16 protein-coding genes and 1 pseudogene are annotated in these 18,421 nt (G+C 73.8%); 8 read left to right on the forward strand and 9 right to left on the reverse strand.

Annotated features, from left to right (window positions below):
• Positions 1-100: 100 nt before the first annotated feature.
• Both AC1Z4A_RS03400 and AC1Z4A_RS03405 read right to left on the reverse strand, forming a co-directional pair.
• Positions 101-2,095, reverse strand: coding sequence for a glycoside hydrolase (locus tag AC1Z4A_RS03400; protein WP_483676328.1), 1,995 nt, complete (start codon positions 2,093-2,095; stop codon positions 101-103).
• A 177-nt stretch (positions 2,096-2,272) separates the two neighbouring features.
• Positions 2,273-2,689: an ankyrin repeat domain-containing protein gene (locus AC1Z4A_RS03405; RefSeq protein ID WP_483676329.1), complete on the reverse strand. Its 417-nt coding sequence runs from the start codon at positions 2,687-2,689 to the stop codon at positions 2,273-2,275.
• Positions 2,690-2,793: 104 nt separating this feature from the next.
• Here AC1Z4A_RS03405 and AC1Z4A_RS03410 point away from each other — a divergent pair, with 104 nt between their 5' ends.
• Together AC1Z4A_RS03410 and AC1Z4A_RS03415 are read left to right on the forward strand one after the other, a co-directional pair.
• Positions 2,794-2,988: a hypothetical protein gene (locus tag AC1Z4A_RS03410; protein ID WP_483683490.1), complete on the forward strand. Its 195-nt coding sequence runs from the start codon at positions 2,794-2,796 to the stop codon at positions 2,986-2,988.
• 51 nt (positions 2,989-3,039) lie between these two features.
• Positions 3,040-4,614, forward strand: coding sequence for a hypothetical protein (locus tag AC1Z4A_RS03415; protein ID WP_483676330.1), 1,575 nt, complete (start codon positions 3,040-3,042; stop codon positions 4,612-4,614).
• A 42-nt stretch (positions 4,615-4,656) separates the two neighbouring features.
• On the opposite strand, the gene AC1Z4A_RS03420 is transcribed toward AC1Z4A_RS03415, so the two are convergent.
• Entirely contained in the window at positions 4,657-6,162 is a 1,506-nt protein-coding gene (locus tag AC1Z4A_RS03420; RefSeq protein ID WP_483676331.1) for an SCO1417 family PLP biosynthesis transcription factor, read from the reverse strand.
• A gap of 192 nt (positions 6,163-6,354) precedes the next feature.
• Here AC1Z4A_RS03420 and yczE point away from each other — a divergent pair, with 192 nt between their 5' ends.
• Complete coding sequence (gene yczE, locus AC1Z4A_RS03425; RefSeq protein ID WP_483676332.1) at positions 6,355-7,059, forward strand: membrane protein YczE; 705 nt, start codon at positions 6,355-6,357, stop codon at positions 7,057-7,059.
• A 256-nt stretch (positions 7,060-7,315) separates the two neighbouring features.
• Complete coding sequence (locus AC1Z4A_RS03430; RefSeq protein ID WP_004948858.1) at positions 7,316-7,690, forward strand: RNA polymerase-binding protein RbpA; 375 nt, start codon at positions 7,316-7,318, stop codon at positions 7,688-7,690.
• A 102-nt stretch (positions 7,691-7,792) separates the two neighbouring features.
• Here the strand turns inward: AC1Z4A_RS03430 and fxsA are convergent, their stop codons facing one another.
• The 5 genes from fxsA to AC1Z4A_RS03455 form a co-directional block, all read right to left on the reverse strand.
• A complete protein-coding gene (gene fxsA / locus AC1Z4A_RS03435; RefSeq protein WP_483676333.1) occupies positions 7,793-8,350 on the reverse strand; it encodes an FxsA family membrane protein in 558 nt (185 codons plus the stop codon).
• A gap of 83 nt (positions 8,351-8,433) precedes the next feature.
• Positions 8,434-9,207, reverse strand: a complete 774-nt coding sequence (locus tag AC1Z4A_RS03440) for a polyprenol monophosphomannose synthase (protein ID WP_483676334.1) — start codon at positions 9,205-9,207, stop codon at positions 8,434-8,436.
• Positions 9,204-10,883 (reverse strand): apolipoprotein N-acyltransferase, encoded by a 1,680-nt coding sequence (gene lnt, locus AC1Z4A_RS03445; protein WP_483676335.1) that lies wholly within the window; start codon positions 10,881-10,883, stop codon positions 9,204-9,206. The genes AC1Z4A_RS03440 and lnt overlap by 4 nt, the downstream gene beginning before the upstream one ends.
• A gap of 513 nt (positions 10,884-11,396) precedes the next feature.
• A complete protein-coding gene (locus tag AC1Z4A_RS03450; protein WP_483676336.1) occupies positions 11,397-13,040 on the reverse strand; it encodes an amidohydrolase in 1,644 nt (547 codons plus the stop codon).
• Between the two features lie 178 nt (positions 13,041-13,218).
• The gene (locus AC1Z4A_RS03455; RefSeq protein WP_004948875.1) at positions 13,219-13,662 is read right to left on the reverse strand and encodes an Lrp/AsnC family transcriptional regulator; all 444 of its coding nucleotides are present in this window, start codon (positions 13,660-13,662) and stop codon (positions 13,219-13,221) included.
• A gap of 197 nt (positions 13,663-13,859) precedes the next feature.
• On the opposite strand from AC1Z4A_RS03455, the gene AC1Z4A_RS03460 reads away from it, so the two are divergent.
• On the forward strand, positions 13,860-14,258 hold the full coding sequence (locus tag AC1Z4A_RS03460; RefSeq protein ID WP_483676337.1) for a hypothetical protein: 399 nt from the start codon (positions 13,860-13,862) through the stop codon (positions 14,256-14,258).
• 77 nt (positions 14,259-14,335) lie between these two features.
• On the opposite strand, the gene AC1Z4A_RS03465 is transcribed toward AC1Z4A_RS03460, so the two are convergent.
• A complete protein-coding gene (locus AC1Z4A_RS03465) occupies positions 14,336-15,508 on the reverse strand; it encodes an acyl-CoA dehydrogenase family protein (protein ID WP_483676338.1) in 1,173 nt (390 codons plus the stop codon).
• Between the two features lie 331 nt (positions 15,509-15,839).
• Here AC1Z4A_RS03465 and AC1Z4A_RS03470 point away from each other — a divergent pair, with 331 nt between their 5' ends.
• The 3 genes and pseudogenes from AC1Z4A_RS03470 to AC1Z4A_RS03480 all read left to right on the forward strand — a co-directional run bounded on the left by AC1Z4A_RS03470 (position 15,840) and on the right by AC1Z4A_RS03480 (position 18,354).
• Positions 15,840-17,078 (forward strand): glycoside hydrolase family 18 protein, encoded by a 1,239-nt coding sequence (locus AC1Z4A_RS03470; protein ID WP_483676339.1) that lies wholly within the window; start codon positions 15,840-15,842, stop codon positions 17,076-17,078.
• Between the two features lie 163 nt (positions 17,079-17,241).
• Positions 17,242-17,865 (forward strand): annotated as a pseudogene (gene dhaL, locus AC1Z4A_RS03475) (dihydroxyacetone kinase subunit DhaL); the annotation flags it as partial.
• Between the two features lie 111 nt (positions 17,866-17,976).
• Positions 17,977-18,354: a PTS-dependent dihydroxyacetone kinase phosphotransferase subunit DhaM gene (locus tag AC1Z4A_RS03480; protein WP_483683491.1), complete on the forward strand. Its 378-nt coding sequence runs from the start codon at positions 17,977-17,979 to the stop codon at positions 18,352-18,354.
• Positions 18,355-18,421: the final 67 nt, after the last annotated feature.

Below are 18,421 nucleotides of genomic sequence, written 5' to 3' on the forward strand. Positions count from 1 at the left end.
CTCCGGCGTTTGAGGAGCGGGGTCTGGGGGCGCAGCCCCCAGTTTCGGGAAGGGGCGGGGTGGGGAACAGCGCCGCAGGCACCCGCACCCGCCCACCCACCTACCGGTTGACGTCCGCCGGGCAGAGTCGGCGCGTCTCCTTGTCGCCCTTCAGCTTCGCGTCGACGCAGCCGCCCGGCAGGCCCTCGTACGCCCCGCTGCCGAAGTTCGCCGTGACGGTGAGCACCCCGTCACCGAAGACCGTCCGCTGGACCGTCCGGTCCCCCGTGAGCGTGCGGAAGCCGGTCATCGCCTCCGTCCCGGCCGCCTGGTGCAGCGGCGAGAAGTACTTCTGCAGCGCCGCGAGTTCGCTGCCCCGCTTGTCGATCGCATCGCCGTCGAGGACGAAGTTGAGCGGCGTGTTGTAGAGCATCGCCAGCAGCGCCCGGTCCGTCTTCTGGGCCGGCAGCTTGTCGTACGGCAGTTCCCAGCGCTCGGTGTTGACGACGGAGTCGTGCAGCGCGGTCTCGTAGAGCGGGATCCGGTACGTCGGGTCGTACATCGCCTTGGCGACGTCGGCCGGGAGTTCGGCGGGCTTGAAGAAGACGCCCGGCGCCTTGGCGGGGGCGTAGCCGCCCCACTTGTCCTTGTCCCGCTCGGCCTTCCAGAGGCCGTCGTGCACGGGGGTGCCGGAGCCGTGGTCGAACGCCAGGACCTCGTTGGCCCAGGAGCCGGCGGACTCGGAGCCGAGCACGAGGCGGCTGCCCTCGGAAATGCGCTTCATGCGGGCGAGGCGGTTCGCCCGGTCGCCCGCCTTGGTCATGGGGTGGGCGGCGCTGTGGTCGCGGAACAGCTCGCCGGCCGCGTCGACGTCCAGGAAGTAGCTGTCGGCGCCGTTGGCCGTCATCCTGCGGGTGCGGTCGGCGAGGTAGTGGCGGGTGGGCTCGGCCTTCTCGAAGGCCTCGGAGCTGAGGTAGCAGCCGCGGTCGTGGAAGCCGGGCTCGGGCGTGCCGTCGGCGCGCTGGACGCAGAAGTCGGGGTAGATCCTGTCGGGCCAGACGGAGGTGGGGGCGTCGGAGGACGCGGAGTCCTGGCCGTTGGCGAAGGAGTCGTACGGACCGACGAGGTAGCCCGCCTTCTTGGCAGCGTCGACGGCCGCGGCGCTCATGGGGCTGTCGTCGGCGTCGTAGCCGAGCCACATGCGGTCCACGCCGAGCGCCCGCAGTTTGCGGACGGCCTCGGGGGTACGGGCCTGGCCCCAGGTGTAGGCGTGGAAGGCGCCGAGCAGCTTCTTGTTCGCGGGGACGGCGGCCATCTTGCTCCGGAGGCTGCCGAGCCGGCCGTTCTCCTTGAGCCAGGCGCGGTAGTCGGCGGCGGGGGCGACGGGCGAGCCGTCGGTGAGGCTCATCGCCACCGTGTACTCGGTGGTGCCGTCGGCGCGCGAGAAGGTGTGGGCCGCGGTGGCGCGCAGCTTCCCCTGCTGCGAGGCGGTCTTGAGGGTGGTGCCGATGTCGGTGGGGACGAGGTAACTCGTGCCGGTGCGGCCGAGGGTGTAGCCCCACAGGGGCAGGGACAGGCCGGAGTCCAGGCCGGTCTCGCTGCCCGCGAGCCCCGCCGCGGAGGAGTTCCAGAAGGTGTCGGCCACGGGTATCGACAGGCCCTCGCCGCGCGGCAGCTGGAGGGCGGCGGACGCGGCGTCGGTGCCGGTGACGGGCCAGTTCAGGGTGCGGTCGGCGGTGCCGGTGGAGCGCACGGAGACGAGGAGCCGCCCGTGGTCGGCGCGGGCGGTGACGGTCAGCCCGGTGTCCGCGTAGGTCCAGCGCGCGCCGTCCGCGGTGGCGGTCACGCGGCCGGCGCTGCCGGGCGCGGTGGCGGCGGGCGCGGACAGCTCCACGGTGCCGGTGGCCGTGCGGGCGGTGACGCGCAGGGTGGCGGTGTCGACGGTGGCGGTGCCGCCCCGGACGGGGATCTCGACGAGCTTGTCGTGCACGCGGACGGCCAGGGCGGGCCGCGCGGCCGCGTCGGCGGAGCCGGTGGCGAGGGTGACGCACGGGAGGGTCGCGGCGAGGGCGACGGCAGCGGCGCGGGCGGTGCGACTGGAGTTGATGAAGTGCATGGGGAGTTGATAGCGGGCAGGCTTAAGAAGCTTCTAAGGAAAGCTTCCGAGGAAGGTCCGGAGCGGGCCCGGTGCAAGCCCGGTAACGCCTGGTCAACTCGCTTGCAGGACCGGCCGGGAGCCCGAGGGGACGCCCTCCTGGCGTGTGCCCAGGGACGGTCCCGGCCGGTCTTCCGGTCACTGGCCGCGGAGCAGGTCCAGCAGGTCCTGGCGGGCGAACATGGCGGCGGTGTCCAGCGCCGACGGCACTCCGGCGGCCGGGTCGGCGCCGTGCGCGACCAGGATGCGGACGACCTCGCTCTCCCCCTTGAAGACGGCGCCCGCCAGCGGCGTCTGCCCGCGGTCGTTGGGGCGGTCCGGGTCGGCCCCGCGCTCGAGCAGCGCGGTGACGGTCGCGGGATGGCCGTGGTAGGCGGCCAGCATGACGAGCGAATCCCCCCTGTCGTTGGTGAGGTTCGCCGGTACCCCGGCGTCCACGTAGGCCGCCAGGGTGTCGGTGTCGCCGTGTCGGGCCAGGTCGAAGACCTTGGCCGCGAGCTGGAGCACCTCGGGGTCGTGTGCGGGCTCGGCGCTCTCGGGAGTCGGCTCGGGCATGGTCTGCGGTCCTCCGTACGGGTGTATCCCCAGTTGCCGGTTCAGTACTTTCTGTGAAGCTGGAGGGGCTCGTGGTGACCGACCCCAGTTCCCAGGAGATTCCCATGATCCTCTCCATGTCGGGCGTCGTACTGCTCGGTGTCGTCGTGTTCCTGTTCTTCCGCAAGGACAACCTGAAGCCCTCGCACGGGCTGGTCTGCGCCCTGTTCGGCTTCTACCTCGCGGGCACGGGGATCGCCCCCAGCATCAAGGCGGGCGGCGCGAGCCTGGCCAGCCTGCTGGGCGGCATCAAGTTCTAGCCACGCCGCCGGCCACACCGCCCGGCGCCGCGGCGACACCAGGAGGCCGATGTGGGCAAGCGAGGACTCCCCCGCCCCCCGACCGGCAGCGCTCCGCTCGTCCAGAGCAGGGAACTCGCGCAGACGGCCGCGGACCACGCCCGGGACATGCTCCACCCGCTGCTCGTCGTGGCCCGGGGGCTGCGCTCCCTGGCCGCCTCCGCGCGGCGCGGCTGGGAGCGGATGCCCGGGGACCGCCGCGGGCCCACGGTGCTCCTGGTGTGCTCGTGCACGGTCATCGTGGCGCTCGTCCCCTACGGGCCGCCGCTGGCCACCGCGGCCCTGCTGGCGGCCGGCGCCTGGGCGGGGCGCGAGCGCGGGGCCGTGGCCGGGGACCCGGACCGCACCGACGAGCAGAACGCCCGCCTCCAGGCGCTGTACGAGGCCCTGGTGCCGTACTTCTCCGACCCGAACGATCCCCGGCCGCTGTACGAGCACGGCGGCGGCTGGCAGCGCGCCTTCGAGGACCACGAGTTCGACGAGCTGGGGCGGCTCACGGCCCTCCGGCTGCGCTACCCGGGCTACTTCACCGACGGCGAGGCCGACTCCCGGGCCAGGATCGAGCAGTTGCTGCACGTCAAGGCGGGCCGGGGCCGCGAGTACCGCTTCGACTGGGACGAGGCCACCAACCACCTCGCGCTGAGCGCGCTCCCCGCGCTGCCCACCGACATCTGGGCCCAGCCGTTCGTGACCGCGCCCGGCGAGACCGTGCTGGGCTTCACCGACCCGTCCGCGGTGCTGCGGACCCTGCCGGTCACCGACGGCGAGGAGGTCCGGGACGCCTCCCCCGTGGTCTGGCGCACGGGCCGGCGCTCCGCCGAGCCGCACCTGCTGGTGCTGGGCCGCCCCGCCGCGGGCACCACCACGCTGCTGCGTTCACTCGCCCTGCAGGCCCTCCGGCAGGGCGACCTGGTGATCGTGGACGGTGGCAGCACGGACGAGTACGCCTGCCTGGCGGGCCGGGAGGGGGTGCTGGCCGTCGAGTCCTCGCTGACCGGGGCCCTGGCGGTGCTGGAGTGGGCCGGTCACGAGACGGAGCGGCGGCTGACGGCTGCCGGCCGGGCGCGGCGGCTGGGCCACCCGGCCCCCGAGGACGTCCGGCGCCCGCTGTGGATCGTGCTCGACCGGCCCACCGCGCTGAGCCACCTGGCCGCGGCCCGGGGCCGCACCGACCCCCAGGAGCTGCTCCAGGTGCCGTTGCGGCACGGGCGGACGGCCCATGTCACCGTCGCGGTGGGCGAGCAGCTGTCCGCCGCCGGGCTGCTCGCCCGGGACCTGCTGGCCCAGACCGAGGCCCGGGTGGTGCTGGGCCCGGTCACCACCGACCAGGTGGCGGCCGTGCTGGGCGCTCCGCCGCCCACCACGCCCACCGAGGACGTGCCCCCGGGCCGGGGCTACGCCCGGCTGGGCACCGGGCCGGTGCACCGGTTGCAGGTGCCGGCCACCCCGGACCCGTACGACGCGGAGTCGGGCGAGGCGCAGCGCCAGGCGGTGCTCCGGCTGCTGCCGGAGTGGCCGGACCGGCCGCCGGGGGTCACCCCGCCCCCGACGGAGGACGACGGCCCGATTCCGCTCCAGCCCCTGTAGGGGGTGCAGTCCCTCCAAGGGGTGTCCGAACTCGCCGCCGTCTCAGGCCACATAGGTCCGGGGCGTCTCCAGGGCCGCGGTCGCCCCGCTGGCCACCAGCCGCGCGGCCTCGGCGAGCCGGCTCGCGGCCTCCTCGGCCACCGCGCCCGTCACGGTGAACGGCAGTCGCACATACCCCTCGAAGGCGCCGTCGACGCCGAAGCGCGGACCGGAGGGCACCCGCACCCCCAGCCGCTCCCCCGCCTCGGCGATGCGCGAGCCGGACAGGCCGCCGGTGCGCACCCAGAGGGTGAGCCCGCCGTGCGGCACGGTGAACTCCCAGTCGGGCAGGTGCCGTCCGAGCGCCGCGACGAGGGCGTCGCGGTTCTCCCGGGTCGTGGTGCGCCGTATGCCGATGGAGGCGTCCCAGCCCTCGGTGTTCAGCAGCCAGGTGACGGCGAGCTGTTCGAGGACGGGCGTGGCGAGGTCGGCGTAGGCGCGGGCGGCGACGAGGCCGCGGATCACGTCGGGCGCGGCGCGGACCCAGCCGATGCGCAGGCCCGCCCAGAAGGACTTGCTGGCCGAGCCGACCGTGATGACGGCGCTGCCTGCGGGGTCGAAGGCGCAGACGGGGCGCGGGAGTTCGACGTCCGGGTCGAGCAGGAGGTCGGACATGGTCTCGTCGGCGACCAGCAGGGTGCCGGCGGCCCGGGCCGCCTCGACCAGCTCCCGCCGCTGCTCGTCGGGGGCGAGGGCGCCGGTGGGGTTGTGGAAGTCGGCGATGACGTAGGCCATCCGCGGGGCGGCGTCGCGCAGCACCTGGCGCCAGGCGGGCAGGTCCCAGCCGGCCAGCCGGTCGGCCATCGCGACCGGCACCAGCCTGGCGCCGGCCTCGCGCATCAGCTGCAGGACGTTGGCGTACGAGGGCGACTCCACGGCGACCCGCTCGCCGCGCCCGGCCATCATCCGGCAGATGGCGGCGACGGCGCCCATGGCCCCGGTGGTGACCATGATCTGCTCGGGCATGGTGGGGATGCCGCGGGCGGTGTAGCGGTCGGCCAGGGCCTGGCGCAGGACGGGCAGGCCGGCGGGGTAGTCGCCGTGGGTGTGGGCGTAGGGCGGCAGCTCCTCGAGGGCGCCCTGGAAGGCCCGGCCCAGCCAGGGCTCGGGGGCGGTCAGGGCGGCGCAGCCCAGGTCGATCACCGAGCCGGCGGCCTCCGGCGGCAGCGGGTCGAGGCCCCGGCTGGGCAGCGGGCTCCCGGCGGGCACGGCGGTCCAGCTGCCCGAGCCGCGGCGGGACTCCAGGAATCCCTCGCTGCGCAGCGCCTCGTAGGAGGCGGCCACGGTGGTGCGGCTCACGGACAGGGCTGCGGCCAGCTCCCGCTCGGCGGGCAGCCGGGCGGCCACGGGCACGCGGCCCTCGAGGACGAGCAGCCGGATGCCGTCCGCGAGGCTGCGGTAGGCGGGGGCCCGGCGGGCGCCGAGCGCGGTGACGTTGTCGCGTGCGTCCTGGGAGCCGAGGAGCCGCGCAAGCTGCGGAGCCCCCACCGAAGAGGTCCACCGAGTCATCTCTTCCAGTCCACCTTTCCGGGATTGGCCATGGAATCAGTGTCCATTCAGTCCACAGACTGTCATGCCACAGGCCACTTGCACCACTGTGGCCGTGCGCAGCACCGGCTTCGTCGCCGTGTTCGCGCTGTTTTCACTGCTGTTCTGCTGTTCCACTGTTCTGCTGTTCCACCACTGCCAGGGGAGAGTCCTTTGTCCGGATCAGGGGGGTCGCACCTCGCCCGCCGTCTTGTCCAGCTGTACGGCGGGCTGGTGCTGTACGGGGTGAGTGCGGGGCTGCAGCTGCGGGCCGGGCTCGGGCTGGCGCCGTGGGACGTGCTGAACCAGGGCGTCGCCCGGCACCTGGGCCTGTCGATCGGCACGGCGGCGATCGGCATCGGCGCGGTGATACTGCTGCTGTGGATACCGCTGCGGCAGCGACCGGGCCTGGGCACGATCTCCAATGTGCTGGTGATCGGCCTGGCGATGAACGCGACCCTGGACCTGGCGCCGGCGCCGGATTCACTGTGGGTGCGGATTCCGCTGCTGCTGTTCGCGATCGTGCTGTGCGGGGCGGCGACCGGTCTCTATATCGCGCCGCACTTCGGGCCGGGCCCGCGCGACGGGCTGATGACGGGGCTGCACCGGCGGACCGGGCGCTCGGTGCGGCTGGTGCGGACGTGCATCGAGCTGGCCGTGCTGACGACGGGATTCGCACTGGGCGGCTCGGTGGGAGTGGGCACGGCGCTCTTCGCGGTGAGCATCGGACCGCTGGCGCAATTCTTCCTGCGGATCTTCGCGCTGCCCGGCGAGCGCCCCGGAAATCCGGCCGGAAATCTGCCCGGAAAGCAGCGGCCCACTGAACCGGAACCTTTTTCTCCGGCCTTGCCCGCGCACGATGTTCCGGACCCGGTTTAGGCCATAAACGTGCGGCCCGGTAGTGTACGCCTTCGACCCACCGAACGAACCGTTACTGCGCGCTGAAGTAGCGCAAACACAGGGTGACATCTATTGCCAGATGTGACAAAACGGGCGCCGGTGGGTACAACAAGGGGCGGCACGACGGGCGACGCATGTCCCTCAACGGGGAATCTTCACCGCCGACCGGACGTTGACCGGATGACGACGACAGCGACACCTGTCCTGTGGGCGACAAGCCCGGGAGGCACGATTCATGAGTGAGCGAGCTCTCCGCGGCACGCGACTTGTGGTTACCAGCTACGAGACCGACCGCGGCATCGATCTGGCACCGCGCCAGGCGGTGGAGTACGCATGCCCGAACGGCCATCGATTTGAGATGCCGTTCTCGGTAGAGGCGGAGATTCCGCCGGAGTGGGAGTGCAAGGCGTGCGGCGCCGTGGCACTCCTGGTGGACGGCGATGGTCCCGAGGAGAAGAAGGGCAAGCCCGCGCGTACGCACTGGGACATGCTCATGGAGCGGCGCACCCGCGAGGAGCTGGAGGAGGTGCTGGCCGAGCGGCTGGCGGTCCTGCGCTCCGGCGCCATGAACATCGCCGTGCATCCGCGGGACACCCGCAAGTCCGCCTGACCCGCGGACGGCGGGCGGACCGGATACGCCAAGGGCCAGGGCCACTGCGCTTCAGCAGTGGCCCTGGCCCTTTTCCGTACATTTCCCGTGAGCCCGTGGGCTCTATCGCGGCAGCTGCGACCCGCCCGTACGCGGGGCGGGCGGCTCGTCCTCGCGGATCACCTCGCCCTGGACCACCTTCCCGTCGGGCTGGTGCATCCGTGCCTGCTGGTAGGCCCCGCCGAGCGTGCCCGGCCGGTTCAGCCACCGCTCCGCGGACCTGCGCAGCAGCGCCCGGCTCGGCGGGAAGAGGCAGAGCAGCCCGGCCGCGTCGGAGAGCAGACCCGGCAGGATCAGCAGCAGCCCGCCCAGCATCGTCAGTGCGTTGCCGCCGCCCTCCTCGGGCGCCGCCGCGGGCGCCGCGCCCGGCACGGTCTGGAGGGACCCCGCCAGCCGCTGCCAGGCCCGCCGGCCCGCCCGCTTGATCACGTACGAGCCGGCGACCACTCCCCCGGCCAGCAGCGCCAGGACCGTGAGCCCGCCCGCGGCGTCCGCCACCAGCGTCAGCAGCCAGATCTCCAGGACCGCCCACACCGCCACGCCGAGCGGGACGAGCCTGCGGGCCCGGCCGCGCTTCGGCGGCCTGTTGTTCACCGTCTGCTGCTGCGCTCCGAACGTCATGCCTCAAGTGTGCCTGGACGGCGGGCGGACGACCGGAGCGGGCTTATCGGGCCTTTACCGGACCCTGCGGGTACTGCGGGTGCTCACTGCTCCTTGCCGAGGGCCTTGGTCACCTTGCCGACCCGGGAGCCGAGCCCCCAGGACGTCACGCGCCACAGGGCCTCCGCCACGATGTCGCGGCTCATCTTGCTGTCGCCCAGCTCGCGCTCGACGAAGGTGATGGGGACCTCGACGACATGGAAGCCCGCCTTCACCGCGCGCCAGGCCAGGTCGACCTGGAAGCAGTAGCCCTGCGAGGCCACCTCCTCCATGCCCAGTCCCTCCAGGGTCTCCCTGCGGAAGGCCCGGTAGCCGCCGGTGACGTCGCGGACCGGCACGTCGAGCATGAGCCGGGAGTAGGTGGAGCCGCCCCGGGAGAGGAACTCGCGGTACTTGGGCCAGTTCACCACCCGGCCGCCGGGCACCCAGCGGGAGCCGAGCACGAGGTCGGCGCCCTTGAGCGCGGTGAGCAGCCGGGGCAGCTCCTCCGGCTGGTGGGAGCCGTCGGCGTCCATCTCCACCAGCACGCCGTAGCCGTTGTCCAAGCCCCAGCGGAAGCCGGCCAGGTAGGCCGCGCCGAGCCCCTCCTTGCCCTTGCGGTGCAGCACCTTGACGTGGTCGTCCTCGGCCGCCAGCTCGTCGGCGAGCTTGCCGGTGCCGTCGGGGCTGTTGTCGTCGGCCACGAGGACGTGCGCCTCGGGCACGGACTGCCGCACCCGGGCGACGATGGACTTGATGTTCTCCGCCTCGTTGTAGGTCGGGATGATCACCAAAGTCGTGCCGAGCGGACCGTATCTCCGCTGACCACCGTCGTTCACTGCTGGCCCTTCTTGTCCATGTTCTCTTCGGTACTCTCCGGCCGTACCCGACGGCCGATCAGGACTGCGGCCGCGCAGGACAGAAGGCCCACCATAGCGAGCGCCCATTCGGGCGCCGCACCGACGCGGTCCGCCACCGTCGTCCCGTCGCGGAGCGGGATGCGCGCGGAGATCACATCACGGGTGAATTCCTCGCTCCGCTGGAGCACCCTGCCGTCGGGGGCGACCACTGCGCTGATGCCGCTCGTCGCGGCGGTCACCACGGCCCGGCCGTGCTCGACGGCCCGCAGGGAGGACATGGCCAGCTGCTGCTCGGGCTGGCCGGTGCGGCCGTAGGTGGCGTTGTTGGTCTGGACGACGAGGGCGCGGGCGCCCGCCCGCACGGTGTCGCGGACGATCTCGTCGTAGGCCACCTCGAAGCAGATGACGTCGCCCAGCCGGGCGGGGCCGACCTGGAGCACCCCGGTCCGGTCGCCGGGGTAGAAGTCCCGGGGCACGCGCTGGAGGCGGGAGATGACCTTGCTCAGCTGCTCCCGGAAGGGCACGTACTCGCCGAAGGGCACCGGGTGCTGCTTGGCGTAGGAGGCGCCGGGCCCGGTCTTCGGGTCCCAGACGATGCCCTTGTTGTCGATGTAGCCCTGCTTGCCCGGGTGGTCCACCAGGACGCCGACCAGGACCGGGACGCCCACGGCCTGCACGGCCTTCTCGATCCGGTCGTAGGCCTGCGGGTACTGGAAGGGGTCGAGGTCGGAGGAGTTCTCCGGCCAGATCACCAGGTCGGGCCTGCGGACCTTGCCCGCCTCGATGTCCCGGGCCAGCTGAAGCGTCGCGTCGACGTGGTTGTCGAGGACCATCAGCGGCCGGCCGAGGAAGTCCATGCCGGGCTTCTCGACGTTGCCCTGGACGATCGCGATGTCCACGGTGTCGTCCGCCTTGGTGGGCACCGGCACGGCGTACCCGGCGAGGGCGACGGCCGCCGCCAGCGCCACGGCCTCCACGGCGGGCAGCGCGGCCCGTGCCGTGCGGGGGCCGACGGTCCGCAGCCGGGCCGCGCCCACCGCCGCGTACGCCAGCAGCCCGCCCGTCAGGGCCACGGCGAAGGTGACCAGCGGGGCGCCGCCGAGCGCGGCCAGCGGGGTGAAGGGCGAGGAGGTGTTGGCGAACGCGAGCCGCCCCCACGGGAAGCCGCCGAAGGGCACCCGGTCGCGCGCCCACTCCTGGGCGATCCACAGGCACGCCCCCCACAGCGGCCACCAGGGCAGCCGCGAGGTCACCGCGAGCCCGGCGCCGAGCAGGGCCACGAACAGCGCCTCGACCACGGAGAGCCCGAACACCGCGTCGTAGCCGACCACATGCAGCCAGCGCAGCAGGACGAAGAAGAACGGCAGCCCGAACGCGAAGCCAGTCCAGGCGCCCTGCCGGGCGCTGCGGCCCCGGGTCAGCAGGGCCAGCGCGGCGACGGCGGCCACCGACAGCGGCCACACCCCGTACGGCGGGAAGGCCGCGGCGAGCGCGAGGCCCGCGGCGGCGGCGAGGCCGGTGCGGGCGGCCTCGCGGCGGACGAGCCGGACCAGGCGCGCCGCCCGGCCGGGGCGAGGCGCCGTGTCGGCGGGAGCATCGGCGGTCGGCGGCGGGGCCGCGACGGCCTCCGGTGTGGTTTCGGGACCCGAGGGCACGGTCGCTTCTTCCTGGAGCTTTCGGGAGTATCAGTCGACCGTACCCCGACCGGCGGGCAGCCCGGTCCGTCGGGTGCGCGGAGACCGCCCGGAAGCGGTCGGAATGAGGGCCCGGCGTCCTTCGGGCCGGCCTGGGATCCGCTGGCTGCGGTCTCCCTAGGGCCGTTGTCTACTGAACGTCCGGGCCCCACCCGGGTCGCACCTGCCGGCCTGGCGGAACCCTCCCTCGCCCCCGTGCGCTGGACCTGGCTCCCAGTGGCGGCGCGCCGCTCCGGCACCCCGCCCCATGGCCCAGCTGCGTTCGACGACTGTGTGGAGATGCACCGGCCGGACGTCCTGTGGTGGACAGCGAGAACCTACCGGCCGCCGCCCGCACCGTGTCAACACCCGCACGACCTGCGTGCCTCGGCCGAATCAGCAGGTCAGTACGGCAGCCGACGGCGTGCCGCGGCAGCCGGACGGCACGTCGTTCGGCGGTACGCGGATCATGAACCGTCACCCGTTCGGACGCGCTCACGCCTCCCTGCGGTACACCGTGCGTCCGGCCACGACCGTCCGCAGGCAGACCGGCAGTGGGGTGCCCGGCGTGAGGTCGGGCAGGCCGGGCGTGCCCGAGCGGGGGTCGGTGGACCAGTTGGCCACCCGGTTGTCGGGCACCTGCACCACGAGGTCGCCGGTGGCCCAGACCGCGTAGTCGGCGGGCGCGCCCGGCACCAGGACGCCCGCGTCGTCCCGGCCGACGGCCCGCCAGCCGCCGCGCGTGTGGGCGGTGAAGGCGGCCCGCACGGACACGCGGTGCCCGGGCGTGCGGTGGAAGGCCGCCGCGCGGACCGTGCCCCACGGGTCGAGGGGGGTGACGGGGCTGTCGGAGCCGAGGGCGAGCGGGACCCCGGCGCGCATCATGGCCGCGTACGGGTTGAGCGTGCGGGCCCGCTCGCGGCCCAGGCGCCGGGCGTACATGGCCTCGTCCCCGCCCCAGGCGGCGTCGAAGGCGGGCTGGACGGAGGCGGTGAGGGCGAGTTCGGCGAAGCCCGCGATCAGTTCGGGGGTGAGCATCTCGGCGTGCTCGACCCGGTGCCGGGCGGCGCGGATGCGGGCCAGGCCCAGCTTGTCGGCGGCGGTTCGGACGCCCTCGACGACGGTGGTGAGCGCGGCGTCGCCGATGGCGTGGAACCCGGCCTGGATGCCGGCCTCGGTGCAGGCGGCCACATGGGCGGCGACGGCGGCGGCGTCGAGGTGGGCGGTGCCCGTGCCGCCGGGCTCGTCGGCGTACGGCTCGTGCAGGCAGGCCGTGTGGGAGCCGAGGGAGCCGTCCACGAAGAGGTCGCCGGCCGCGCCGATCGCGCCCAGTTCGCGGATGCGGCCGGCCCCTTCGGCGGAGGTGAGCGCCTCGGCCCAGTAGCCCGTCACCCGAGGGCCGGGCTCCTCGGCGGCGAGCCGCAGCAGCCCGGTGAGGTCGTCCTCGCTCGAGATCTCGGGTCCCGCGCACTCGTGCACGGAGCCGATGCCGAGCGCGGCGGCGCGCGCGAGCGCCGCGCGCTGGGCCTCCACGCGCTGCGCCGGGGTGACGCTGTCGTACGCGGCGGCGCGCACGGCGTGGTGGGCGGCGCCCGTCAGGGGCGCGTCCGGGGCGAAGCCGGGCAGCTCGCGGACGTGCGGGACGAGGTCGAGGAGCGCCGTGCCGACGACGGCGGAGTGGACGTCGGCGCGGGTGAGGTAGAGCGCCCGGCCGCCGGTGGCCTCGTCCAGCTCCCGGCGGGACGGGGGCCGCCGCTCCGGCCAGGCGCTGGCGTCCCAGCCGTGCCCGAGCAGCACGCGGTCCGCGGGGCGGGCGGCGGCGTACGCGCGCACGCGGTCCAGCGCCTCGGCGAGCGTGGGGACGCCGGTGAGGTCGAGGCCGGTGAGCGCGAGGCCGGTGGCGGTGGTGTGCACGTGTGCGTCGGTGAACGCGGGGGTGACGAGCGCGCCGTCGAGGTGCACGACCTCGTCGACCCCGTCGGCGAAGGAGTCCGCGGCCCCTTCGGACCCGACCCAGGCGATGCTCCCGCCCTCGACGACCATTGCGGTGGCAAAGGGATCGGCGGGGCTGTGCACGGTGCCGCCGCGCAGCAGGACGGTGCGGGTGGTTCGGGGCTCTGCATCGGGACGCTCGGTCATGAGCCAAGTCTGTCCCCTGCGGAGGCGGGGGCGGGCGGCGGGGGCCGATTCAGCCCGTCCGGCGATTGAGGACACCGCGCGCAGCGCGGTCCCGGGGACTGGGGCGCAGCCCCCCACGCGGCGGAGCCGCGAATAGATACAGCCGGGAAGGGGCGGGACAGGGGAAAGAAACCCCCGGTCACCCCACCCGCGGCGGTCGCGCCTCGTACGGCGTGGAGAGGACGATCGTCGTGCGCGTCGACACACCCGCCAGCGAGCGGATCCGCGCCAGCAGATGCTCCAGCTCCAGCGGCGTCGCCACCCGCACCTTGAGGATGTAGTTCTCGTCCCCGGCCACGCTGTGGCACGCCTCGATCTCGGGAATCTCCGCGAGCCGGTCCGCGATGTCGTCGGGAGCGCTGGGATCGAAGGGCTTCACCGAAATGAACGCGGTCAGCGGCAGCCCGACCGCCTCGGGGTCCACCACCGCCGCGTAGCCGCGGATGACCCCGCGCTGTTCGAGCCGGCGCACCCGCTGGTGCACCGCCGAGGTGGACAGGCCGGTGGCCTTGCCCAGGTCGGTGTAGCTCATCCGCCCGTCCTTGACGAGCAGTTCCACGATCTCTTTGTCCAGCTCCTCCACGCGCATCAACCTACTGGGTCGCGGCGGGCCCGGCACAGTCGGCGTCACCACAGGCGCACAACCTGTGTGACAAACGCCACAGGTGTGCACCCGTGTCCTCCCGCGAGCTGCGATTATCCGGCTCCCCCCGAGGGAAGTGCTTGCTGTGGCCGGGCCCGAGGTGCCTCGGCCGGTCCATTCAAGGGGGAAGAATCACGATGCCCAGTCTCGAACGCCTGGAACGCCCGGACAGCGAGCGCCTGGAGCACGAGGGCGACGGCGACGGTCCGTACGAGCCCGAGGCGTACGACATGTTCCGCGTGACGTGCCCGGACTGCGCCCGCCCGATCGCGCTGCTCGACGGCGAGGACGTCCTGCCGGAGCACGCGCTGTGCCCGTCGCCGTGGAACCCGTTCGGGCTCACGGTCTGCGCCGGCTCGGGGCGCGGCGTGGAGGAGGCGACCCCGGCGGACGAGCCCCCGGGCGCCGGGCTGGACGCGGCGCTGCTGCTGACGCTCCCGGAGAGCCTCGACTGGCGGCGCCAGCCGTTCTCGCACATCGGCGGTCCGGGCTCGCGGCCGCTGCGCGTGCCGGAGCCCGCCACCCGCCGGCCCTAGGTCCCGTACGGGGATGTTCCGGCGCCGCCGGGCAGAAGCGGCGGCGCCGTACGGATCCCGGCCAGGGGAGTCGCGGGTCAGTGGGACTCGGGTCCCGCTACGTGCCGGGCGACCACGATCCGCTGGATCTGGTTGGTGCCCTCGACGATCTGCAGCACCTTGGCCTCCCGCATGTAGCGCTCGGCGGGGAAGTCGGCCGTGTAGCCGTAGCCGCCCATCAGCTGCACGGCGTCCGTGGTCACCCGCATCGCGGTGTCGGTGCAGAAGAGCTTGGCCATGGCGGCCTGCTTGCCGAACGGCTCGCCCTGGTCCCGCAGCCGGGCCGCGGCAAGGTAGAGCGCGCGGCCGGCCTCGATCTGGGTGGCCATGTCCGCGAGCATGAAGCGCAGGCCCTGGAAGTCGGCGAGCGGGTGCCCGAACTGCCGCCGCTCGGTGACGAAGGCCAGGGCCTCGTCCAGTGCGGCCTGGGCGATGCCGATGGCGCAGGCGGCGATGCCGAGCCGGCCGGAGTCGAGGGCGGAGAGGGCGATGGCGAAGCCCTGGCCCTCCTCCCCGATGCGGCGCGCGTCGGGCACCTGCACCCCGTCGAAGTGCAGCTGTGCCGTGGGCGAACCCTTCATGCCCATCTTGCGCTCGGGCGGCGCGGCGGAGAGGCCGGGGGCGTCGCCGGGCACCAGGAAGGCGGTGATCCCGCGGGCGCCCTCGCCGCCGGTCCGGGCGAGCACGGTGTAGAAGTCGGCGATGCCGCCATGGGTGATCCACGCCTTGGTGCCCTCGATGGTCCAGGTGTCCCCGCTGCGGGTGGCCCGGGTGCGCAGCGAGGCGGCGTCGGAGCCCGCGGCGGGCTCGGAGAGGCAGTAGGCGCCCAGGAGCCCGCCGCCGAGCATGGCGGAGAGGTGCTCCTTCTTCTGCTTCCCGGTGCCGTACCCGGCGAGTGCGTGGCAGGCGAGCGTGTGCACGCTGACGCCCAGGCCCACGGTGAGCCGGGCGGCGGCCAGCTCCTCCAGCACCTGGAGGTAGACCTCGTAGGGCTGGTCGCCGCCGCCGTACTCCTCGGCGTACGGCAGGGCCAGCAGGCCGGAGGCGGAGAGCAGCCGGAAGACCTCACGGGGGAAGTGGCCGGCGTCCTCCTCCTCGGCCGCACGGGGCGCGATCTCCCGCTGGACCAGGTCGCGCACGAGCGCGATGAGATCGCGGGCTTCCTCGGTGGGCAGCTGACGCTCCACCGGCTGCGGGCCGTGTTCGGTCATGGCGGCGCTCTCCTCCCTGTCGGGCGCTACGGCGACAGGCGCGCAAGGGTGTCGGCGCCGCCACCGGTGGGTGGCCCAGCCGATGGTCCGGTGCCGGGTCTCGGTCCGCGGTGACCTGCGGCTGTGGCGGTTGGAGTATGCCCGATCGGCGGGCGCGCGTCACCACTTGACGGATCTTGGAAATCCGCTCTCGCTCGTTTGGTCCGAACCATTGACCGTATTGGTCTAGTCCTTCTACGGTTTCCCCACCGTTTCCTTTGAGCGCGTCCATGCCAAGCCATGGGCGCCCCGGCCACCCCCCAACTCTCCCCACCCACCGAGGAGAAGCACCATGCCCGGAACTCACGGACGACGCCCCCGCACCCTGCTCACGGCCGCCGCGGCCTGCTCCGCACTCCTGGCAGCCGGCCTGGCCGCAGGCCCGGCGACCGCGGACGGCACCCCTGCCGACTCCAATACGGCCGCCGGCCACCGCGTGGTCGGATATTTCACCAACTGGGGCGTGTACGACCGCAATTACCAGGTCAAGAACATCGAGACCTCCGGCTCCGCCGACCGGCTCACCCACGTCAACTACGCCTTCGGCAACGTCTCCGGCGGCAAGTGCGCGATCGGCGACGCCTACGCCGACTACGACAGGTTCTACGACGCCGCCGGCAGCGTCGACGGCCGGGCCGACTCCTGGGACGACGGCGCCCTGCGCGGCAACTTCAACCAGCTGCGCAAGCTCAAGAAGCTCCACCCGGGTCTCAAAGTGGTCTGGTCCTTCGGCGGCTGGACCTGGTCCGGCGGATTCGGCGAGGCCGCCAAGGACCCCGCCGCCTTCGCCGAGTCCTGTTACGGCCTGGTCAAGGACCCCCGCTGGGCCGACGTCTTCGACGGCATCGACATCGACTGGGAGTACCCCAACGCCTGCGGCCTCACCTGCGACACCAGCGGCCGCGACGCCTTCCGCGAGGTGATGGCGGCGCTGCGGGCGAAGTTCGGGGGCAAGAGCCTGGTCACCGCGGCCATCACGGCCGACGCCTCGGGCGGCGGCAAGATCGACGCGGCCGACTACGCGGGCGCCGCCCGCTACGTCGACTGGTACAACCCCATGACCTACGACTTCTTCGGCGCCTGGGACGCCAAGGGCCCCACCGCCCCGCACTCCCCGCTCACCTCGTACAACGGCATCCCCAGAGACGGCTTCAACACCGACGCCACCATCCGGAAGCTCACGTCCCTGGGCATCCCGCCCGCCAAACTCCTGCTGGGCATCGGCTTCTACGGCCGCGGCTGGACGGGCGTCACCCAGTCCGCCCCCGGCGGCACCGCCACCGGCCCGGCGAAGGGCACGTACGAGGACGGCTTCGAGGACTACCGGATCCTCAAGGCCAAGTGCCCCGCCAACGGCACGGTGGCGGGAACGGCGTACGCCACGTGCGGCAGCGACTGGTGGAGCTACGACACCCCGTCGACCATCGCCGGGAAGATGGCCTACAAGAACCGCCAGGGGCTGGGCGGCACGTTCTTCTGGGAGCTGAGCGGCGACACCGCGAACGGTGAGCTGATCAAGGCCATCAACTGACCGGGAGCCGTCAACTGACCGGCCGGTCCACGGATCCGGCCGGAACGGCGGTGCGCACGGCCGGGATCGGGCCCGGTGTCCTGGCCCATTACGCTGGGCCGCGCCGAGCCCGTACACGCGTACCAGCGACACCGCGCGCACCCCGCGACGAGGAGCACCGCACATGACCGTCACGCTCGATCTGCCCTTCTTCCGCCGCTTCCTCGACCGCGCCACGCGCGTGATCAGCGCGGAGGCCGCGTACCTGACCGAGCTGGACGCCGCCATCGGCGACGCCGACCACGGGGCCAACCTCAAGCGCGGCTTCACCTCGGCCGCACAGGCTGTGGCCGCCGAGCCGCCCGCGACCCCGGGCGCCCTGCTGACGGCCGTCGGCGCGCACTTGACCAACACCGTCGGCGGCGCCTCCGGCCCGCTGTACGGAACCGTCCTGCGCCGCATGGGCAAGCTGCTCGGCGAGGACCCGGTCGTCGAACCGGAGACGCTGGGCCGGGCGCTGGGCGCGGCCGTGGCGAGCGTGCGGCGGCTCGGCGACTCGGCGCCCGGCGACAAGACCATGGTCGACGCCCTCCAGCCGGCCGCCGAGGCCTACGCCGAGGCCCTGGCACAGGGCGAGGTGACGGCCGCGCTGGCCGCCGCGGCACGGGCGGCCCGCGAAGGGGCAGAGGCGACGGTCCCGATGCTCGCGCGGCGCGGGCGCGCCAGCTACCTGGGCGAGCGCAGCATCGGCCACCAGGACCCCGGGGCGACCTCCAGCGCCCTGCTGATCACCGCGCTGTACGAGGCCACGGACCCGGAACTGTGCGCTGCCGCCCCGGAGACGGGGACCGGCACGGGCACCGCGGGCGCCGGGCAGCGGGAGGCCGCGCCGGAGCGCCCGGCGGGCCGGGTCGGCGTCGTGCTGGTCTCGCACAGCCGCGAGGTGGCCGAGTCCACCGCGGCCCTCGCCCGCGCCCTGGTCGGCTCGGGCGACCCGGCGCCGGTCGCGCCCGCCGGCGGGCTGCCCGACGGGGCGGTCGGCACCAGCGCCGAGCTGGTCCGCCGGGCCGTCGGGGAGGCGGACGGGGGCGCGGGCGTGGTCGTGCTCTGCGACATGGGCAGCGCGGTCCTCACCGTCAAGGCCCTGCTGCCCGAGAAGGAGTTCGCACAGGTGCACATCGCGGACGCGCCCTTCGTCGAGGGCGCGGTGGCCGCGCTGGTGACCGCCTCGGCGGGCGGCGACCTGGCGGCCGTCCTCGCCGCGACGGACGACGCGCGGACGTACCGCAAGGTGTGACCCGGGGCGTGTGAACACGGCGGCACGACCGGACCCACGACCGGGCAGACGTGGCCGACACGGAGGC

The sequence above is a fragment of the Streptomyces sp. 17_S59 genome (assembly GCF_056930295.1).